This is a genomic window from Aquificaceae bacterium, assembly GCA_037481935.1.
Classification (GTDB): Bacteria; Aquificota; Aquificia; order Aquificales; family Aquificaceae; genus Pampinifervens.
The window spans coordinates 46,949-64,817 of record JBBFKQ010000009.1; the positions used below are offsets into that span (position 1 = coordinate 46,949).

The window sequence follows — 17,869 nt, forward strand, 5'->3', positions numbered from 1 at the left end:
TAAATTTTAACCTATATTATCCTCAGCACATAGAAGGTGAGCACAAGACAGGCTATAAATATAACCAGTCCATAGGCTTTGTAAAGCCATGTGTGAGTTCTGTAAAAGCCCCTGTCAACCTGCCTTATGGTTCTGTAGAAGTTTAGAGTTCCCAGTATAAGGGTTAGCAGACCTACAACAATAACGAAAACACCTATGCCCACCAGACTGTGATGCTCCTGTGCAAGGTGGATATTGAATACCTTTTCAAGCTGAAGCAGAAAGAACTCAAACTTTTCTATAACGAAGCCAAAGACGATAAGAGCTATGGCTGTTCTTACCCATGCAAGAAAGGTCCTCTCAGCCGCCATGTAGATTCTCGGGTCCGTAACCTCTTTTGGATGCACAGAAATACCTCCTTCTATGTATTCTATGTCGAAGTAGAAGCTCAGCATACCTGCAACTATAAGGAGCACACCCGCAACTGCTGATACTATAGCTACCCAATCAAGTAGCACGGAAACGTGTATTTTCTGCGTGAAAAGCGCAATCGTTTCCAGTTTTCTGAGCACAACGCCAAAGGAGAGTGTATAAAGGGCAAGCCTCATGTATCCCAGATATGTTCTTTCTATAGACATGTAAATGCGTGCATCCTTTGCAGAGGGCAGTTTACCCTTTAGCACCAGCATGGCTTACAAACTCTTTTACTATTTCCTCAAAGGCAAAATAATAAGGATTTATAACACGGTATATGCCAAGCCTTTCTAGCTCCACAGCATCCTTCTGTGAACGAGCCACTGCCATTATCTTGGCATCGTATCCTATCTCCCGGAGAATACTGACAAGAGCTTTTATGTCTTCCAAGGAAGGCACAGTTATGACTACCAGAGCCGCTCTGTGGATAGGAAGTTCTGCCACCGCCTCTCTATCCTCTGCAGACCCAAAGTAGGCAGGAAGCCCCTTTTCTCTGAGCTCTGCTACCCTTGATGGATTATAGTCCAGACCAATAGCGCTTTATGCCCATGTTTCTGCAGTGTTCCAGAAGCTCCGCCCCCAGTCTTCCAAGACCAAATATGATAACATCCACAGGTCTCTCCTCAGAAAATAGCTTTTCAAACCTGAGCTCCCCATGAGGTGTTCTCTTCTCAAAAACATGAAGAAAGGGCTCAAGCCACCTATAGAGCCTTTGAGAATAGAGTATCATGTATGTGGAGAGGGCAATGGTGATTAGTCCCACCATGGTGGTTATACTGAGGGCATCCATGCCCACGTGCCCGAGAGACATACCCATGGCTACAAAGATTATAGAAAACACGCTTAACTGTGCAACCGTGAGCCCTGCCAGAAAGCCCGTCTTTTTTCTGTATCCCATAAGCCCCATGATGACCATAACTATAAGGGGGTTTCCTAGGAGGACAAAGAGGGAAAGGATAAGAGCTATGTGCCAGTCTGCGCGTATAACAGAAAGGTCAAACTTGGTGCCAAGGTCTATGAAGAAGAAGAGGAGTAGAAAATCCCTTATGGGGGTAAGTCTTGCACTTATTGCATCCCTGAAGTGGGTTGCAGACAGGGAAAAACCCGCAAGAAAAGCTCCCAGTTCCTTGGAAAGTTCTAAATACTCTCCAACTGCTGCAAGGCTCACAGACCATGCGATGGCAAAAAGAAGCAGTAGCTCCAGCGAGCCCGCCATGAGTCTGAGAAGTCTATCTGCTATGTATTTCATGAAAACATACACAAAAAGGGCAAGACCAGAAAGCTTTAGAATTACCATAAGCAATATGCCTGTTATACTCTCATCTCCCGAGCCAGTGCCAAAGGCACTCATAACAACAAGAGCTATTATGACTGCTATGTCCTGAACTATAAGGAAGCCTATGGCTATTCTGCCGTGAAGAGTATCTACTTCTTTTTTGTCAGAAAGTAGCTTGACGATTATGACGGTAGAAGAAAAGGTAAGGGCTATGGCAAGGTAAAGTGATGTTACCCAGTCTTTACCAAGAAGGAGTATAATAAAAAACCCTAAAACGCTTGTAAATACTATCTGCCCTAAGCCCGTAGCTACTGCCACACCTCCGAGCCTTTTTACATACTGTGGGTTCAGCTCAAGCCCCACGAGAAAAAGAAGCACAGCCACGCCCACCTGAGCCAGTATGTCCACCGTATCCTGCGCCCTGACAAGTCCAAGACCAGAAGGACCGAGAAGAATACCGAGGACAATGTAGGTAATGATAAGTGGCTGGCGAAGTATCAGACCATGAATACCCAGGACGACAGCCAGAAGAAGGATGAAGGCAAATTCAAAGTAGGTGCTGGTTAAAAGAGAGGGCATCCTATATTTATTTTAGGTCAGAAGTTCTGAGGGGACAGGCTTAAGCCTGATAAGCTTTTTCCTTACTATCTCCTGAGAATACTTCTCCAGATAGTAAACTATTGTCTCCACCCTTATCTTTACGCTACCTGCTGGTTTGGTCTCGTCCAGCTCACCAAACTTGAAAAAGAGGGTTCCAGAACTTTCCACTATTTTCTGAACGGGTGTGAAAGTGGGCTGGTCCATACCGCACTCGTAGCTTGAGAGTCTTATAACCCCGGTAATCCAGGGAAACCTGGCGGCAAACTTGGCACCCCATATTATCTCGTTGGTGTTGGAGCTGTATGAGGATGTCCATACGTCAGAGATGTCAAAGGGGCTTTTTATAATGCCTGCCCTTATCTCGTCTCCAAAAAGCCAGTCAAGAAGCCAGTCATGGAGGGGGAGGTAGTTGTACCAAAGCACTGGATATCCGTAGGGCTGGAACTCTCCGTCTATTTCATGCCCTATTCCAGGGTCCATGTGATATGGTCTGGCAAGCACAAGAAGAGCAGGCCTTTTGTTTTTCACGCACCATTTCATTATCTCAAGGCTCTTCTCCCTCATTTTTCCCTCAAAGGTATCGAGAGCTTTAAAACCCTCTTTCACAGCCTTTGCCGTCTCTTCGAGGGACAGCCCTGGTATATATTCTTTGAGGGATTCCCAGAGATACTTGGGAAGAATTTCAGGCTCCGCAAAGGGAACAAAGGGTGAGACAAACTTTATACCTCTCTGGGAAAACTCATCCTTTTCCCTCAGAAAACCAGCCTTGAGGTTCTCCACGCTCATCATAACGCGCGTGCAGGATAGAGTATCAACCACATGGCCCTTTAGAAAGGAAGGCAGAGAGTAAATCATGGGGACAAAGAGAAGGTTTATGTCCCTGTGAAGAAGCTCGCCCATATGTCCAGCCAGAGCTTTCACCGGGTAGCAGGAGTCCATGGTTATCCTGCCCTTGCCGTATTCCCTGTATTGTTCCTCTGAGGTTTCAGAGCTGAAAACTATCTTACCCACACCTAAGGCGTTGAAAAAGCCCACCCAGAACTGATGGGTTCCCCAGACATTGAGAAATCTGGGAATACCCACCTTAATGGACTTTCTGTCCTCTCGGAACCCTGAAGGCCTCCTTCTTAACAAGGTCAGCGATGTTAGGAAACTCATTTTTTACCCTCTCCATTTTTTCCTTTACTACTTTGAGCTCTCTTTCGTCCTCCACTAGCCCTTTGGGGCAAGCGTTGTTGACTATGAGCCTTACCCAGCCGGGCTGAAGTGGCACTTTGCTCCATGGTCTTCCCTCACCCTCACCGATGTAGACATCTATAAAGCTCCTCTGGCAGTTAACAGGACACCAGTTGCAAACTGTCTCCTTTGATGTGCTTGCCCTGTATGTGAGTTTTTCTACCTTGTCAAAGCCTCTGAAGGAGGTATTTCCATGTTTCTGGTAATATTCAAGGGCAACAAGGGCTGCGCCTATGGCTCCCGCCTCACCGGAGTAGGGATGCACATAGACTTCCGCTTCTGGCACCTTTGACTTTATAAAGTCTATCTGGGATTTTACCACTGCAAGGTTTCTGTGTGTGCCGCCCTGAAGGATAAACTTTCTACCAACATGCGCCAGATTGTTTATGTTGCCCGCGTAGACCCACACGTTCAGGGGAAGCACATAACAGAGTCCTGCCAGAATTTCCTCCGCCTTCCAACCCTTCCTCTGCTGATTTACTATATCGCTCTGAAGGAATACACCGCATCCCATGGTAAAGCCAGGCATGGCCTTTGCAGAAAAGGCCCTGTCCGCTATCTCTGAAAGGGGAATGCTGAACCTCTCCGCCACGCCCTGCAGGAAGGCACCGTTTCCAGAAGAGCACTGGGAGTTGAGCCTGAAATCCACAACAGAACCATTACGCAGGAGCATGATTTTCACATCAACCCCACCCACATCGCATATGCAGTCTGCATCTGGGAAGAAGTGAAGCCCTGCAGTGGCATGTGCAACCGTCTCCACCACTGCCACATCCGCACCCAGCACATCCTTTAAAAGGTCTTTACCGTATCCCGTAAGTCCAAGGGCAAGCACCCTGCCACTACCAAGATATTCCTTTATCTGTCTGAATATCTCCTTTGCATCCTCTATGGGGTTTCCTTTACTCAGGCTATAGCAGGAAAAGACTATCTCCTTCTCAGGTGTGATACAGACCGCCTTTGCAGTGGTAGAGCCAAAGTCACAGCCTATTATGACTTCCTCCACCCGCTTTGGCACAATCTTGTTCTCCACCACATAGGAATATTTTTTCTTGAACTCGAGAAGCTCCTCTGCAGAGGAGGCAAGCCCTCCTTTGCCCTCCTTGAGCTTTTGTTCATACTGGCCCTCTTCTACCCACCAGAGAAGTTTTTCCTTGCCTCTATAAACTTCTCCTTCCTCCTCAAGAGCTGTAAAAATACATCCCAGAGCAGCATAATAGAGGGAATTTTCGGGCACAAAAACAAGCTCTTCCATCTCCTCCCTGCTGAAGTCTCCCACACCTCTTTCCTTCCACAGCTTTTGAAGATGCACCCTCCATGCCTCCTGAAGACCTCTGAAAAATAGGTTTGGACCTCCCAGCAGAAGAACCTTTGGAAGAGGTGTGTTCCCCTTGGTAAGCTGGGAAAGATTCTGGTAAACAACTGCTTCAAAAAGGGAGGCTATTATCTCTTCTGTGGGAACGCCTGCCTTGACGAGAGAGTTCACATCCGCCTCCGCAAATATGCCGCACTTGGAGCTTATCCTGTGAAGGGTATAACCCTCGTAGCCCATCTGTGATAGGACTTCAGGCTGAATGCCCAGCTTTCTGGCAGACTTTTCTACAAAAGTTCCCGTTCCACCCGCACACACATTCTGCATGTAAACCTGTCTGTTCTTCTTTCCCTCCTGTTCCTTTATGAATATGGTCTTCATATCCTCCCCACCTATCTCGCTTACAAACCTCACATCAGGATGGAGCCTTTCCACCGCGGTGGCAACCGCAACCACCTCCTGCACAAAGCGGGCACCCATGAGCTCTCCTAAAAAGCCACCACCTGAACCGGTAATATAGACCCTGTCCCTCCCGGGTTTTAAACCAAAACTCCCCTCAAGTCTGAGCAGGAACTCAAGAACCTTTTCAGCCTGCTTTGTGTTGTGCCTCTCATAGGCTCTGTCAAGTATGTTGCCTTCTTTGTCAGTCAGCACATACTTGCAAGTGGTGCTACCCACATCTATTCCAAGCAAAAGCATGCCTTACCTCCTTAGAACTATATCTTTCCCATCAGCTTTGCCACATGCATCGCGTAGTTGCTGGCAGTGCCTGCATAGCCGTAGTGGGGCACTCTGTAGGTTGCTTTCCTTAGCTCCGGATGGTCTTCCTCAAAATTCCTTATTTCCTCTACTGTCAGACCAGTCTTTTCCAGCACCTGTTCAAATTCCTCCTTTGCCCTTCTCTTTGCCTCGGTGAGTATCATCTGACACCTTGAGTAGGCATGCACCTCTGCATCACCCTTTACTTCAATGGGTGCATAAAGAAGGTCCGGATAATCTCCGAGCACCTTTGCCATTGCGCCAACAGACATGGTGTTGGGAAGACATCCGTAAGGGGAAAGCTCACATATCATGTGCGCCTGTTTATTTTTGTAAGCATAAAGGGCTTTGCCGATAAGCATGTGACCCTCACCACCTGTGAGTCTGTAGTGGAAGTAAGGCCTTGCAAGGTCTTTGAGCTTTCTCTGGTCTGGCATGGGGTTCGGTATGTTGTTCAGGGCTTTTCTGAGCTTGTTGTAGACCATTCTGTAAAGCCTTGCTATGCTTTCTACTGCAAACTTTTTAAGATAATACTTTTTCACAAAGCCCTTTGCGTCTTCCAGTTTGAAAAGTTCCATGTTTATCAGATAGTCCATCCATACTGCCACAGGTGGAGGTATGACCTCCGCCCCTTCCTTTTCAAGCCATCTTTTCATGTTATAGTTGCCATCCCCTTCGTGGGTCTGCAGCCAGAATTCACCTGTTATCTTCACCCTTGGCTTTACTCTCAGCCTGTCCACTTCAACCTCATCCCATAGCCTTCTCACTTCTTTCAGGGCATCCACGAAATACCCTGTAAAGACATGCCACAGGAGAGAGTCGATTTTCTTCCCCTTTATTGGTCTGTTCCTGAGTTTCTCATACAGCAGTTCCACACTGTCTTTCACAACGGCATCAGTAGACCCCTCAACCACCTCATAGGGCCTCGTTGCGTGCTCCATGTCAGTTATAAGGTCTCCGTAGAACATGGAATAGACAAGCCCGAAAGTAAGTGGCATGCTTATCTCAAGACCACCACCGGGTGCTGACTGCTCCATCTGGAGGAGGTCAAGGAGGAAAAGCCTGAAATCTTTAAGATTCATGCCTTCAAGAACTCTCTCGTAGGATTCATGATACTGGCCAAATCTGCAGGGTCCGCAGGCTCCAATGGTCACAAAAAGGTAGTTGTTCTTTAAAGCCTCCTCGCCCTCCTTCTCCTTCAGTGTCATGAGCGTCCTTGCCAGATTACCCGCGGTAAAGGTTGTTGGGCAGCAGGCACCCACATCTATAAACTCCTTACCTATGTCCAGGTCCTGTCTCTCTATCTGGGGAAGGGGCATGCTCCTGTAGCCCATCCTTTCAAGAGAACCCTGAATGAGCCTTTCATGCTTCCATGTAAGCCCACCAAAGAGTATGGTGGTTCTTGGCCTTTCTTCCTTTGTGAAGGGTCTTGGTCTGTAGGCTCTATAGTGAAGTTCCTTTGTTCCCATGATGAGCCCTCCTTTGGTTTTTTAAAAATTTATACCTTGTGGGTAATTTTTCTTTATGCTCTGTATCATATATGGAGCCCCATGCCTATATTTAAAGCATGGGTCTGGCTGAAAAGTATCCAGTGAGATATACAGTAGAAGACTGGAAAAGCTGGCAGGGAGACTGGGAGCTTGTTGAGGGCATCCCCTACGCCATGGCTTCGCCAAGACCGATTAATCAGGTTCTACTCTCAAGGCTTGTGCAACTGCTCGGTAATCTGCTTGATAAGGAATGCTCAGAGTGCTTTGTTGCTGTGGAGCTTGACTGGTATGTATCTTATGACACAGCAATAAGACCAGACCTTATGTTGTTGTGCGGGAAAATTCCTGAGAGAGTGGAAAGAGCTCCAGAAATGGTTGTTGAAATAGTTTCACCTTCCAGTAGGCAGATGGACGAAGGGCTAAAGTTTGAACTCTATGAAAGGGGAGGTGTGAAGTATTTTGTGCTTGTCTATCCCGATGAAAAAACTGTGAAGGTTTTTGAGCTTATGGAAGGCAGGTATGGAGAAAAGTCTGACAGAGGGTTCAGATTTGGCAAGTGTGAGATAGATATCAACTTTGATAAGGTCTTCCAGATGTTATAATAAGCATATGGCTAAAAGAGTAATTCTCGCCTACTCTGGTGGACTTGACACTTCTGTAATAGTTCGCTGGCTCACGGACAGAGGCTACGAGGTAATAACTTACACTGCAGATGTGGGTCAGGGAGAGGAACTTTCCGAAATACCTCACAAGGCAAAAGCCTCTGGGGCGGTTGAAGCTATAGTAGAAGACCTCAAGGAAGAGTTTGCAAGAGAATACTGTCTTCCAACACTCAGAGCACTTGCCCTCTACGAAGGAAAGTATCCTCTTACCGCAAGCCTTTCAAGACCACTAATAGCAAAAAAGCTGGTGGAATATGCAGAAAAGTTTGGGGCAGACTATGTGGCACATGGCTCCACTGGTAAGGGGAACGACCAGGTAAGGTTTGAAGCCTCCAGTTGGGCTCTGAACCCGGACCTTGAGGTGCTTGCACCGGTTAGAGAATGGGAGTTCCGTTCAAGGGAAGAGGAGGTAGAATATGCCCTCAAACACAACATACCGGTAAAGGCTACAAAGGAAAAACCCTACTCCATAGACAAGAATCTCTGGGGTATTTCCATAGAATGCGGACCCCTGGAAGACCCGTGGACAGAACCTCCAGAGGATGCCTTTGAATGGACCATATCTCCAGAAAAGGCTCCCCAGGACCCGAAGTATGTGGAGATAGATTTTGAAAATGGTGTGCCCATCGGGCTAAATGGAGAGAGATTTGAAAGGCTAAGTGAGCTGATAATCAGGCTTAACGCAATCGCCGGGGGGCACGGAGTTGGTCGCATAGACATGGTGGAAAACAGGCTTGTTGGTATAAAAAGCAGAGAGGTTTACGAAGCTCCCGGTGCGTTAGTTCTCTACGAAGCTTACAGAGACCTTCTTTCCCTTGTGCTTGACCGTTTTACCTTCCATTACTTTTTAAATCACGTGCCTCACGAATATGCAAAGGTAGTATACGAAGGGCTCTGGTTTTCACCCCTCAGGGAAGCACTGGATGCCTTTACAGAAAGAATCGCAAGGTATGCAACGGGCAGAGTAAGGCTGAAGCTTTACAAGGGTAGCCTTCGCGTTGTGGGCAGAAGCTCACCCAACAGCCTCTATGTGGAAGACCTCGCCACCTACTCAGAAAAGGACGCCTTTGACCACAGAGCCGGTGCAAACTTCACAAAGGTCTTTGGTCTGCCTCTGAAGGTGCTGGGAAGAAGAGTAAGAAAGAAATGATGCTCATAGCTGTCCCTCTCTCCGACAGGGGCTTTGAAGAAAATCTGAAACTTTGCAGAGAAAAAGGTGCGGACATAGTGGAGCTGAGGGTAGACCTTTTTGAAAAGAAAGACCCTCAGTTTGTGCTGGATTGTATAAATAAGGTTCATAGGGGTGGTCTTAAAAGCATACTTACAGTCAGAAGTGAAAGAGAAGGAGGCTCAAGAGTTGAAAACAGGCTTGATATATTCAAAGCATGCTCACCTTACAGCGACTACACAGACATAGAGCTTTCCTCTCAGGAAGTGATATCTCAGGTCAGAGACACGGTAAAGTCCGCAGGTAAAAAACTCATAATCTCCTACCACAACTTTGAGCTCACACCTGCCAACTGGATACTGAAAGAAATTTTCAGAGAGGCAAGAAGGTGGGGTGCAGATATTGTGAAAGTCTCCGTCAGAGCCAACTCCTATGACGATACAGCAAGACTTCTCTGTCTTGGCAAGGAAGAGGAAGGAGACAAAATCCTTATAGCCATGGGTGAATACGGTAAAGTTTCAAGGGCTGCAGGTTTTGTGTTCGGCTCTGTCATAAGTTATGCCTTTGTGGGTGCTGCAGTGGCACCGGGGCAGTTAACTCTTGAAGATGCGGTAAGGCTGAGAAGTCTGCTTTTATGATGTTCATATCCCACTGAACCCGAATACCCCTTGCAAAGTTTTCTCATTAGAGATATAATCTATAATAATGACCTTAGTCATTTTTTACATGATAAAAGAATTTTATAAGGAGGTGGTGCAATGAAGAAGCTGCTTCTGAGCGCTGTAATGGCGGGTATTGTTGCAGGCGCAGGTGTCTATGCCCAGAGCAAAGGGAAGGCTCAGGTTCCACAGCCGCAGGACGAGGATTCCAAACTTCTGGAGCAGGCAAGACAGTTCTTCCAGCCATTGCCCGCAGTTGTAGACAATCCTCAAAACCCTATAACCAAAGAAAAGGTGGAACTTGGTAAGATGCTCTACCATGACCCGAGACTTTCAAAAAGCGGTCTCATAAGCTGCAATACCTGCCATAATCTGGCAACCTATGGTGTAGATAATCTCCCCACATCCGTGGGACATGGTTGGGCAATAGGTCCGAGGAATGCGCCCACGGTGTACAACGCTGCCCTTCACATTGCACAGTTCTGGGACGGAAGGGCAAAGGATGTGGAAGAGCAGGCTCTCGGTCCCATACTCAACCCTATAGAGATGGCAATGCCTTCGGAAAAGGAAGTAATGGAAAGACTCAGGTCCATACCTGAATATGTGGAGATGTTCAAAAAGGCCTTCCCCAACGAAAAGGAGCCCCTCAGGTATGAAAACATAGGTAAGGCAATAGGTGCCTTTGAAAGAACGCTGGTAACACCCTCAAGATTTGATGAGTTTTTGAAGGGCAACACAAAAGCTCTCACTGCAGAGGAAAAGAAGGGATTAAAACTTTTCATGGAGGTGGGATGCGTTGCCTGTCATTCGGGACCGGCACTGGGCGGAAACGCCTTTTTTAAGTTTGGCCAGTTTGTGGATTACTGGAAAGCAACCACACCATACGTGACCCTTGATAAGCCTACCATACCCGTTGACCTCGGAAGGTTTGCTGTAACCCATAAGGAAGAGGATATGTTCGTGTTCAAGTCGCCTTCCCTCAGGAACATAGAAAAAACTTACCCTTACTTCCACGATGGAAGTGTATGGAGGCTTGAGGATGCAGTGAAAATCATGTCCGAAACCCAGCTGGGAAGAAAACTGACCGATGAAGAGACTCGCCAGATAGTAGCCTTTTTAAAGTCCCTTACTGGTCAGATACCCAAGCATGCCCTTGAGTTGCCAGTTCTGCCAACATCCACAGACAGAACTCCAAAACCTTCTGCAAAATAAAAAAACACTGGGTCCCTAGCGGGACCCTTTATAATTGATACAAGCATGTTCTTCTGGTTTTCTATACTTCTGATATTTGCCTTTGCCCTTGGTGAAAACCTGGATAGACAGCTTCTTGAATTTGAAAATCTGCTTCAGAGGCACGGACTTCGCTTCAAGAAGAAAAAGTCAGTAGAGGAGGCGGTCTACGCCCACAGAAACGTCACCCTTAGAGTGCAGTATAACCACAGGGTGCACTTTATGAGTGCGTGGATAGTGCCAAGAAGGGATTACAGAGATAACAGGCGGACTCTTGATTTCCTGTCCTATGCTGCAAAGACCTTCTGTATGGCGGACGAAAAACAAGTTGCAGACTTCAGAGACCGGGTGGCTTATTCCATAAGCCACACAAAAAGCACACCTCTCACAGTGGGCAAGTGCTCTGGAGAGCTCCGCCATGTGGCGGAGTTTATGAACTGGGAACTTATCCTGAATATAAGAGAATGACCAACCGCACCCTACTCTTTGGCGAAGGTCTTTTTGAAACCATAAGATGGAGGCCTTCAGAAGAAAAACTTAGGCTGCACTATGAGAGGCTCTCCTCCTCTGCAGGCTACCTTGGCATACCCTGCCCCACCTATGAGGAATTCATCAGAGACCTTCTGCAGGTGGCAGGGAGCAGGGATGGGCTTTATCTGAAGTATTTGCTAATTTCAAAAGGCGGAGACTTCCTGACAGACAGACCATCCTCTCATGGCACGCTTATAATTGCAAAAAGTCTGAAGCCTGCACCCCTCAAAGTAAGACTGTGTCTTTCTTCCTACAGAAGACACTCTTCCGACCCAGTGTGCAGACACAAGACAACCTCTTACCTTTTTAACCTTCTTGTTAAAAGAGAGGCTAAAAGGAGAGGTTACTGGGATGGTGTTGTATTGAACGAGAGAGGTCATACATGTGAAACGTCAACCGCAAACCTTCTTTTTTTAAAAGGCTCAAGGTTATACACGCCTGCGAGGGAGTGTGGACTTCTCTGGGGAACTACACTTGAATTTCTGAGCAGGCGACTGGAGGTAAGAGAGGAGTATCTGGAGCTTTCAGCCCTAAAAAGTTGCGATAGCCTCTTTGTGTTGAACTCTCTTGTCCTGTGCGCAGCGGTTGAAGAGATGGATGGAGAAAGGCTGAGGGTTGATAGAGATGCCCTTGAGGAAATCAACCGTATCCTAAAAGCCTCCCAATAGCCTCCGCAAGAAGCATATCCTCAGGATAGGTGACCTTTACGTTGGTTACTTCTCCCTGAACAACTCCCACCCTGTAGCCATACCTTTCCAAAAGCTGGGCATCATCAGTTACAGAAAAGCCCTCTCCCCTTGCCCTGAAATGGCAGTCAAGAAGAACCCTTCTTCTAAAAGCCTGAGGAGTCTGAGAAAGCCACAGGTTTGACCTGTCTACAGTCTCCACCACCATACCATGAACCACTCTTTTTACAGTATCTCTTATGGGCACTGCCGGCACCTTACCTTCAAATTCCCCCAGTTGGGAAACCTTCAAAAAAAGCTCAAGGCTTGCAAAGGGTCTTGCACAGTCATGTATGACCACCACCTCCCCCTGAGCCTCAAGAACCGCATTAAAGACCGAATCCTGCCTCTCCCTTCCACCGGGAACCTTCCTTACACCCTCAGGGACGCTTATGCCCATATCCTCAGAAGGCAGAACAAGAAGTGTTTCATCAAACCTGCCAAGAAGCCTCTCAAGGGAATGCATGAAAAGGGGCTTCCCGAGAAGTCTTTCAAACTGCTTTTTTCTGCCAAAACGCCTTCCTTCCCCTGCAGAGAGAAGAACAAGGCTTATCATTCTTCCTTGAGCCTTTCAATCCTTTCCTTTAACTCCTCTCTCAGCTCCTCCACTATGGGGTTCTCAGAGGAAAAGAAGTATTCCCCGTCTATGTCAAGCACCATGGCGAGAAGATAGAAGCCTTTGACCTCATTCTCAAGGGCTTCCCTGGTGACTCTGTCAAGGAGCTTTTTTACGCTTTCAGGGTCTTTCATGTTAACTCTTATATCCACAAACTCAAATTCTTCCACATCTATCTGATTGACCGGCAGGTCCTCTCTCTGCACATACACGGGTGAGTATATGCAGTATACGGTATGCTCACCCACAGCCCTATCTTTCAGACCTTCAAAGAGCCTTTCCACGTATGCCCTTACCTGATGCCTTACACTCATGGGGAATATTTTAGCTCAAATCAAAGACCACCATCTTTATCTCCGTATAATCCTCCACCGCAAAGCGCGGTCCTTCTCTTCCTATGCCTGAATACTTCACTCCCCCATAGGGCATGTGGTCTGCCCTGAAGTTGGGACCTTCGTTTATGAGCACGCCTCCTGCATTGATTTTTCTTATGAACTCCCATGCTACTCCTATATCTCTCGTAAAAACACCCACCTGAAGACCGTATTCTGAGTCGTTGACCATCCGTATGGCTTCTTCCACCTCCCTGTAGGGATTTACCACCACCACTGGGGCAAAGGCTTCCTCCCTGAAAAGCTTCACATGAGCCGGCACAAGGGAGACTATTGTAGGGGAGAGAACTGTCAAAGCCCTGTCTCCACAGGATACACCACCCGTCACAAGCCTTGCACCCTCCTGAAGGGCCTCATCTATCCACTCCTGCACCCTCTGAACTTCAGAGAGGCCTATCATGGGACCCACATCCGTGTCTTCCTGCATGGGGTCTCCCACTTTAAGCTTTTCTACCGCATGCTGAAGCTCCTCAAGAAAATGGTCAAAGAGCTCCTCATGAACAAAAACCCTCTGCACAGAGATACATACCTGACCCGCTATGGCGTAGCCGCCAAGGACTGTTTTATGCACAGCCTTTTTCAAGTCTCCGTCTTTATGAAGCACTATGGCTGAGTTAGAACCCAGCTCAAGAACCACCTTCTTTATACCTGCCTGTCTTGTTATTATCTCCCCTACCTTTCTGCTTCCAGTAAAGGAAACAACCCTCACATCAGGATGGGTAGTCATAGCCCTTCCCACATCGCCATAACCGGGCAGTATGGAAAGAGCCTGTGGTGGCAGTCCTGCCTCAAGAAGAACTTCTCCCAGCATGAGGGGCGTGAGGGGTGTTCTTTCTGAGGGCTTGAGAATTACCGCATTGCCACAGGCAAGGGCTGGTGCCACCTTGTGCATGGAAAGGTTCAGGGGAAAGTTGAAGGGCGTTATGGCACAGATTACGCCCACAGGCTGGCGTATGTAGAAACCCACTTTGCCCCTCCCGTTGGGATGTGCGTCCATGGGAATTACTTCACCACCTACCCTTTTTGCCTCCTCTGCAGAGAAGATAAGGGTCTGGATGGCACGCTGGACCTCCGTCCTTGCCTCCCTTATGGTTTTTCCCACCTCAAGCACCAGAGTTCTTGCAAACTCCTCAGACCTTTCCCTCAGAAGCTGGCTTGCCCTCATAAGTATTTCATACCTCTCGTAAGGTGTCAGGGAGGAGAGTCTTCTGTGTCCCTCCTTTGCCAGTTCTACAGCCCTGTGCACATCTTCCTCCATAGCCCTTGAGACCTCTGCCACAGTCTCACCTGTGTAGGGATAGACTACCGGCATCTTCTCCTCTTTTGAAACCCATTCTCCACCAAGTAAAAGCTCTGTTCTCATAGGTTATAATTTTAATCCCATCATGCTCAGCCCAGAAGAACAGCTCAGGCTCATAAAGCAGGGAACCGTTGAGATAATTGAGGAAGAAGAACTCCTTAAGAAACTCAGAGAGGGCAGACCACTCCGCGTGAAGGCAGGCTTTGACCCCACAGCACCTGACCTGCATCTTGGGCACACGGTTCTTCTTCAGAAGATGCGTCAGTTTCAGCAGCTCGGGCACGAGGTCTATTTTGTCATTGGGGATTTCACCGCCATGATAGGAGACCCCACGGGCAGAAGCGAGACAAGGCCACCCCTGAGCAGGGAAGAGGTGCTTGAAAACGCAAAAACCTACGAGCATCAGGTCTTTAAGGTGCTCATACCAGAAAAAACCAGCATAGTCTTCAACAGCTCGTGGCTCTCAAACCTCGGAACAGAGGGCATAATAAGGCTTGCAGGTCAGTATACTGTGGCAAGGATGTTAGAAAGGGATGACTTTTCAAAAAGGTTCAGGGAGGGAAATCCCATATACATTCATGAATTCCTCTATCCCCTGCTGCAGGGCTACGATTCTGTCTTTTTAAAAGCGGATGTGGAGCTGGGTGGGACAGACCAGAAGTTCAACCTGCTTGTGGGCAGAGACCTTCAGAGAGCCTACGGTCAGGAGCCTCAGGTGTGTATCACGCTTCCCCTCCTTGTGGGACTGGATGGTGTGAGAAAGATGTCCAAGTCTTACCGCAACTATGTGGGCATAACAGAAGAGCCTGAGCAGATATTTGGAAAGCTCATGTCCATCTCCGACCAGCTCATGTGGGATTACTACCTTCTCCTTACAGATTACACACAGGAACAGGTAGAGGAGCTTAAAAAGAGCCTGCATCCCATGGAAGCCAAGAAAAAGCTTGCCTACTACATAGTTTCCCGCTATCACTCAGAGGAGTCCGCAGACAGGGCTCTTGAGTTCTTTGAGAAGACCTTCTCCCATAGGGAGTTTCCAGAAGATGCACCCCTTATAAAGGTTCCTGCGGGCTACCGCCAGAAGGCTTATGAACTTCTCTTTGAGCTGGGTATTGAGCCTTCAAAGAACTCTGCAAGAAGGCTTATAGAAGGTGGTGGGTTAAAGCTTGACGGACAGAAGATAGAAGACCCAAACCAGGAGATTGAGGTATCCAGAGAGCTAAAGCTTCAGGCTGGCAAGAAAAGGTTTTACAGAATTATTCCTGAACAGAAGACCTGACAACCTTTACCCTGTTCCAGTCAACGGGGCTGAAGCCTGCAGATTCTGCATAGCTCTTTACAGTTCTGTAATTCACATACTTTTCTATCTCTGCCTTAATCGTAAGGCTCTTTTCCTTTTCTCTTTTCAACTCAGAAACCTTTCTGGCATAATCCCTTGCCACATCTATGCTGTAAGCGGAATAGAGAAAGTTTAGCAAAAGGAGAAGTGAGGCTGCGAGAAAATATTTCATGGCTTTTCCCCCGCTCTCAGTTTTGCACTTCTGCTCGCCGGGTTTATCCTTACCTCTTCCATAGTAGGCCTTATCGGTTTTTTTGTCAAGGGTTTAAGGTGGTCTTTTATAAAGTTCTTTACAAGCCTGTCTTCAAGGGAATGGAAGGATATGACCACGAGCCTTCCACCAGACCTCAGAAATTCAAGAGTTTTATAAAGGGCAGTCTCAAGACTTTTAAGCTCCTGATTTACCTCCATCCTTATAGCCTGAAAGACCCTTGTGGCTGGATGTATCCTCCCGCCTCTATAGGGCAGGACCGAGGTCACCACCTTTACAAGCTCGCCAGTGGTTTCTATAGGCTTTTTTGACCTTGCGAGAACTATTGCCCTTGCAACTCTTCTTGCGTATGGCTCTTCTCCGTATTCTCTAAAAATTCTCTCCAGCTCTTTCTCTGGATAAAGGTTCACCACATAGTGAGCAGTAAGCCTGTCCTCTGGGTTCATCCTCATATCCAGAGGCTCATCTCTCTGAAAGGAAAATCCCCTGGGGCTTTTAAGCTGGAACATGGAAACACCAAGGTCAAAGAGGAAACCGTCCACCTGTGAGAGCCCCTCCATCCTCAAGACCTCATCAAGGTCTGAAAAGTTGGCGTGATAAAGGCTGAACCTGCCTTCAAAACCCCTCAGGTTCTCCTCTGCAAGCTCAAGGGCATGAGGGTCTCTGTCTATACCTATGAGAAAAGCCTGTGGATTTTTCTCCAGTATCCTCCTCGCATGCCCCCCGAGACCCAGGGTGCAGTCCACATATAGCCTTCCACCGTTGCCAAGAAGAAAGTCTGTAGACTCCTCAAGAAGAACGGGAACATGCATCAATCTTCAAAGAGACTCATCTGCCTTATGGGAGAGAAGCTCCTTCTGTGTATAGGACTTTCCCTGTATACACTTATAGCCTTTATATGCTCCTTTGTGGCATACCCCTTGTGTTTTGCAAAGTTATACTGGGGGAAAAGCTTATGATAGTGCTCCATTATCCTGTCTCTGAGAACCTTTGCCACAACGCTGGCACAGGCACAGCTCAGGCTTTTCTCATCACCCTTTACCAGGGCTATACACTCATAGCCCTCCACTGGCAGGTAGTCGCTTATGACTACATGAAATTTGTGTTTCAGGTCTGCCAGAGCTCTTTTAAAGGCAAGCTGATTTGCCCTGAGAATTCCCATCCTGTCTATGAGAGTGGAATCCACCACCGCAGTGCCTATGGCGAGGGCCTTTGATTTAATGAGTTCATAAGCTTCCTCCCTTTCCCCAGGATTCATAGCCTTTGAGTCCCTGTCTACAAGGGGCTCGCTAAAGGGTGGAAGTATCACTGCACAGGCTACGAGAGGTCCGGCAAGGGGTCCTCTCCCAGCTTCATCTACGCCGGCCACCAGCAGGCCCCTTTCCCAGTAGGGCCTTTCGTGATATGTCATGCCTTCTTTTTGAGCTCCCAGGGCTTTATCTCCCTTATCTTACCAACCGCCTCTTTACCCCTGTATTTACGCAGGAAGTAGAGCCTTGACCTTCTAACCTTTCCGTATTTGACCAGCTCAATCTTTTCAATGTTGGGGCTGTAGTATGGGAAAGTCCTCTCAATGCCAACACCGTAAGACTCTTTTCTCACGGTAAAAGTCTTGCCAATACCACTACCCCTTATCCTTATCACCACACCCTCAAAGGGCTGAGTTCTTTCCTTTTCACCTTCCACTATTTTGTAGTGAACCTTTACTGTGTCACCCACCTTAAAAACCGGGTATTCTTTCCTCGGAAGGTATATTTCCTCAACCTTCTGAAGGATACTCATGGTCAGGACCTCCAAGTATATTAAGATAGGAAATTATATCATAAATAGCATTATAATAACCCGAGTTGCAAGTTATAAGAAATTATGGTAAAAAAAAGCTCCCCATGGAAAACCCATAGGGAGGATTA

Annotated in this window: 20 protein-coding genes; 7 read left to right on the forward strand and 13 right to left on the reverse strand. The window is 47.5% G+C overall.

Translation table 11 applies throughout. From position 1 onward, the window contains the following. Positions 1 to 11: 11 nt before the first annotated feature. From WHS43_08385 to WHS43_08410, 6 genes are read right to left on the reverse strand one after another with little or no spacing between them, the layout of a single operon-like run. Positions 12 to 668, reverse strand: coding sequence for a DUF202 domain-containing protein (locus tag WHS43_08385; GenBank protein MEJ5339654.1), 657 nt, complete (start codon positions 666 to 668; stop codon positions 12 to 14). After that, positions 649 to 987: an NAD(P)-binding protein gene (locus tag WHS43_08390; GenBank protein ID MEJ5339655.1), complete on the reverse strand. Its 339-nt coding sequence runs from the start codon at positions 985 to 987 to the stop codon at positions 649 to 651. Before WHS43_08390 ends, WHS43_08385 begins: the two co-directional genes overlap by 20 nt. Next, positions 971 to 2,308, reverse strand: a complete 1,338-nt coding sequence (locus WHS43_08395; GenBank protein MEJ5339656.1) for a cation:proton antiporter — start codon at positions 2,306 to 2,308, stop codon at positions 971 to 973. Before WHS43_08395 ends, WHS43_08390 begins: the two co-directional genes overlap by 17 nt. A 12-nt stretch (positions 2,309 to 2,320) precedes the next feature. After that, entirely contained in the window at positions 2,321 to 3,412 is a 1,092-nt protein-coding gene (locus WHS43_08400; GenBank protein ID MEJ5339657.1) for an acyl-CoA dehydratase activase-related protein, read from the reverse strand. Position 3,413: 1 nt separating this feature from the next. Beyond that, positions 3,414 to 5,576, reverse strand: a complete 2,163-nt coding sequence (locus WHS43_08405; GenBank protein ID MEJ5339658.1) for a BadF/BadG/BcrA/BcrD ATPase family protein — start codon at positions 5,574 to 5,576, stop codon at positions 3,414 to 3,416. A gap of 17 nt (positions 5,577 to 5,593) precedes the next feature. After that, positions 5,594 to 7,105, reverse strand: coding sequence for a hypothetical protein (locus WHS43_08410; protein MEJ5339659.1), 1,512 nt, complete (start codon positions 7,103 to 7,105; stop codon positions 5,594 to 5,596). 98 nt (positions 7,106 to 7,203) lie between these two features. Between WHS43_08410 and WHS43_08415 the strand changes: the two genes are divergently transcribed. From WHS43_08415 to WHS43_08440, 6 genes are all read left to right on the forward strand, one after another. Next, entirely contained in the window at positions 7,204 to 7,728 is a 525-nt protein-coding gene (locus WHS43_08415) for a Uma2 family endonuclease (GenBank protein MEJ5339660.1), read from the forward strand. Positions 7,729 to 7,735: 7 nt separating this feature from the next. Continuing rightward, positions 7,736 to 8,938 carry an argininosuccinate synthase gene (locus WHS43_08420; GenBank protein ID MEJ5339661.1) on the forward strand — a complete coding sequence of 401 codons (1,203 nt, stop codon included), beginning with the start codon at positions 7,736 to 7,738 and terminating at the stop codon, positions 8,936 to 8,938. Beyond that, positions 8,938 to 9,594, forward strand: a complete 657-nt coding sequence (gene aroD, locus WHS43_08425) for a type I 3-dehydroquinate dehydratase (protein ID MEJ5339662.1) — start codon at positions 8,938 to 8,940, stop codon at positions 9,592 to 9,594. Before WHS43_08420 ends, aroD begins: the two co-directional genes overlap by 1 nt. Before the next feature lie 120 nt (positions 9,595 to 9,714). Further along, a complete protein-coding gene (locus tag WHS43_08430; GenBank protein MEJ5339663.1) occupies positions 9,715 to 10,827 on the forward strand; it encodes a cytochrome-c peroxidase in 1,113 nt (370 codons plus the stop codon). A gap of 45 nt (positions 10,828 to 10,872) precedes the next feature. After that, the gene (locus WHS43_08435; GenBank protein MEJ5339664.1) at positions 10,873 to 11,313 is read left to right on the forward strand and encodes a hypothetical protein; all 441 of its coding nucleotides are present in this window, start codon (positions 10,873 to 10,875) and stop codon (positions 11,311 to 11,313) included. Then, a complete protein-coding gene (locus WHS43_08440) occupies positions 11,310 to 12,044 on the forward strand; it encodes an aminotransferase class IV (protein ID MEJ5339665.1) in 735 nt (244 codons plus the stop codon). Before WHS43_08435 ends, WHS43_08440 begins: the two co-directional genes overlap by 4 nt. Here WHS43_08440 and ispD read toward each other — a convergent pair. From ispD to WHS43_08455, 3 genes are read right to left on the reverse strand one after another with little or no spacing between them, the layout of a single operon-like run. Next, on the reverse strand, positions 12,016 to 12,657 hold the full coding sequence (gene ispD, locus WHS43_08445) for a 2-C-methyl-D-erythritol 4-phosphate cytidylyltransferase (protein ID MEJ5339666.1): 642 nt from the start codon (positions 12,655 to 12,657) through the stop codon (positions 12,016 to 12,018). The genes WHS43_08440 and ispD overlap by 29 nt on opposite strands. After that, positions 12,654 to 13,031 (reverse strand): hypothetical protein, encoded by a 378-nt coding sequence (locus WHS43_08450; protein MEJ5339667.1) that lies wholly within the window; start codon positions 13,029 to 13,031, stop codon positions 12,654 to 12,656. Before WHS43_08450 ends, ispD begins: the two co-directional genes overlap by 4 nt. A gap of 10 nt (positions 13,032 to 13,041) precedes the next feature. Then, entirely contained in the window at positions 13,042 to 14,472 is a 1,431-nt protein-coding gene (locus WHS43_08455) for an aldehyde dehydrogenase family protein (protein ID MEJ5339668.1), read from the reverse strand. Between the two features lie 22 nt (positions 14,473 to 14,494). On the opposite strand from WHS43_08455, the gene tyrS reads away from it, so the two are divergent. Then, positions 14,495 to 15,688, forward strand: a complete 1,194-nt coding sequence (tyrS, locus tag WHS43_08460; GenBank protein ID MEJ5339669.1) for a tyrosine--tRNA ligase — start codon at positions 14,495 to 14,497, stop codon at positions 15,686 to 15,688. Here tyrS and WHS43_08465 read toward each other — a convergent pair. From WHS43_08465 to rplS, 4 genes are read right to left on the reverse strand one after another with little or no spacing between them, the layout of a single operon-like run. Next, positions 15,666 to 15,920 carry a hypothetical protein gene (locus WHS43_08465; GenBank protein ID MEJ5339670.1) on the reverse strand — a complete coding sequence of 85 codons (255 nt, stop codon included), beginning with the start codon at positions 15,918 to 15,920 and terminating at the stop codon, positions 15,666 to 15,668. The genes tyrS and WHS43_08465 overlap by 23 nt on opposite strands. Further along, a complete protein-coding gene (gene rsmH, locus WHS43_08470) occupies positions 15,917 to 16,771 on the reverse strand; it encodes a 16S rRNA (cytosine(1402)-N(4))-methyltransferase RsmH (GenBank protein MEJ5339671.1) in 855 nt (284 codons plus the stop codon). Before rsmH ends, WHS43_08465 begins: the two co-directional genes overlap by 4 nt. Further along, complete coding sequence (locus tag WHS43_08475) at positions 16,771 to 17,370, reverse strand: ribonuclease HII (GenBank protein MEJ5339672.1); 600 nt, start codon at positions 17,368 to 17,370, stop codon at positions 16,771 to 16,773. Before WHS43_08475 ends, rsmH begins: the two co-directional genes overlap by 1 nt. Further along, positions 17,367 to 17,741 (reverse strand): 50S ribosomal protein L19, encoded by a 375-nt coding sequence (rplS, locus tag WHS43_08480; protein MEJ5339673.1) that lies wholly within the window; start codon positions 17,739 to 17,741, stop codon positions 17,367 to 17,369. Before rplS ends, WHS43_08475 begins: the two co-directional genes overlap by 4 nt. Positions 17,742 to 17,869: the final 128 nt, after the last annotated feature.

What these genes read in the sequence shown, in the direction of transcription:
- WHS43_08385 (MEJ5339654.1), bottom strand. Translation starts at nt 668, where the DNA reads ATGCTGGTGCTAAAGGGTAAACTGCCCTCTGCAAAGGATGCACGCATT.
- WHS43_08395 (MEJ5339656.1), bottom strand. Translation starts at nt 2,308, where the DNA reads ATGCCCTCTCTTTTAACCAGCACCTACTTTGAATTTGCCTTCATCCTT.
- WHS43_08405 (MEJ5339658.1), bottom strand. Translation starts at nt 5,576, where the DNA reads ATGCTTTTGCTTGGAATAGATGTGGGTAGCACCACTTGCAAGTATGTG.
- WHS43_08410 (MEJ5339659.1), bottom strand. Translation starts at nt 7,105, where the DNA reads ATGGGAACAAAGGAACTTCACTATAGAGCCTACAGACCAAGACCCTTC.
- WHS43_08415 (MEJ5339660.1), top strand. Translation starts at nt 7,204, where the DNA reads ATGGGTCTGGCTGAAAAGTATCCAGTGAGATATACAGTAGAAGACTGG.
- WHS43_08420 (MEJ5339661.1), top strand. Translation starts at nt 7,736, where the DNA reads ATGGCTAAAAGAGTAATTCTCGCCTACTCTGGTGGACTTGACACTTCT.
- aroD (MEJ5339662.1), top strand. Translation starts at nt 8,938, where the DNA reads ATGCTCATAGCTGTCCCTCTCTCCGACAGGGGCTTTGAAGAAAATCTG.
- WHS43_08430 (MEJ5339663.1), top strand. Translation starts at nt 9,715, where the DNA reads ATGAAGAAGCTGCTTCTGAGCGCTGTAATGGCGGGTATTGTTGCAGGC.
- WHS43_08435 (MEJ5339664.1), top strand. Translation starts at nt 10,873, where the DNA reads ATGTTCTTCTGGTTTTCTATACTTCTGATATTTGCCTTTGCCCTTGGT.
- WHS43_08440 (MEJ5339665.1), top strand. Translation starts at nt 11,310, where the DNA reads ATGACCAACCGCACCCTACTCTTTGGCGAAGGTCTTTTTGAAACCATA.
- ispD (MEJ5339666.1), bottom strand. Translation starts at nt 12,657, where the DNA reads ATGATAAGCCTTGTTCTTCTCTCTGCAGGGGAAGGAAGGCGTTTTGGC.
- WHS43_08450 (MEJ5339667.1), bottom strand. Translation starts at nt 13,031, where the DNA reads ATGAGTGTAAGGCATCAGGTAAGGGCATACGTGGAAAGGCTCTTTGAA.
- WHS43_08455 (MEJ5339668.1), bottom strand. Translation starts at nt 14,472, where the DNA reads ATGAGAACAGAGCTTTTACTTGGTGGAGAATGGGTTTCAAAAGAGGAG.
- tyrS (MEJ5339669.1), top strand. Translation starts at nt 14,495, where the DNA reads ATGCTCAGCCCAGAAGAACAGCTCAGGCTCATAAAGCAGGGAACCGTT.
- WHS43_08465 (MEJ5339670.1), bottom strand. Translation starts at nt 15,920, where the DNA reads ATGAAATATTTTCTCGCAGCCTCACTTCTCCTTTTGCTAAACTTTCTC.
- rsmH (MEJ5339671.1), bottom strand. Translation starts at nt 16,771, where the DNA reads ATGCATGTTCCCGTTCTTCTTGAGGAGTCTACAGACTTTCTTCTTGGC.
- WHS43_08475 (MEJ5339672.1), bottom strand. Translation starts at nt 17,370, where the DNA reads ATGACATATCACGAAAGGCCCTACTGGGAAAGGGGCCTGCTGGTGGCC.
- rplS (MEJ5339673.1), bottom strand. Translation starts at nt 17,741, where the DNA reads ATGAGTATCCTTCAGAAGGTTGAGGAAATATACCTTCCGAGGAAAGAA.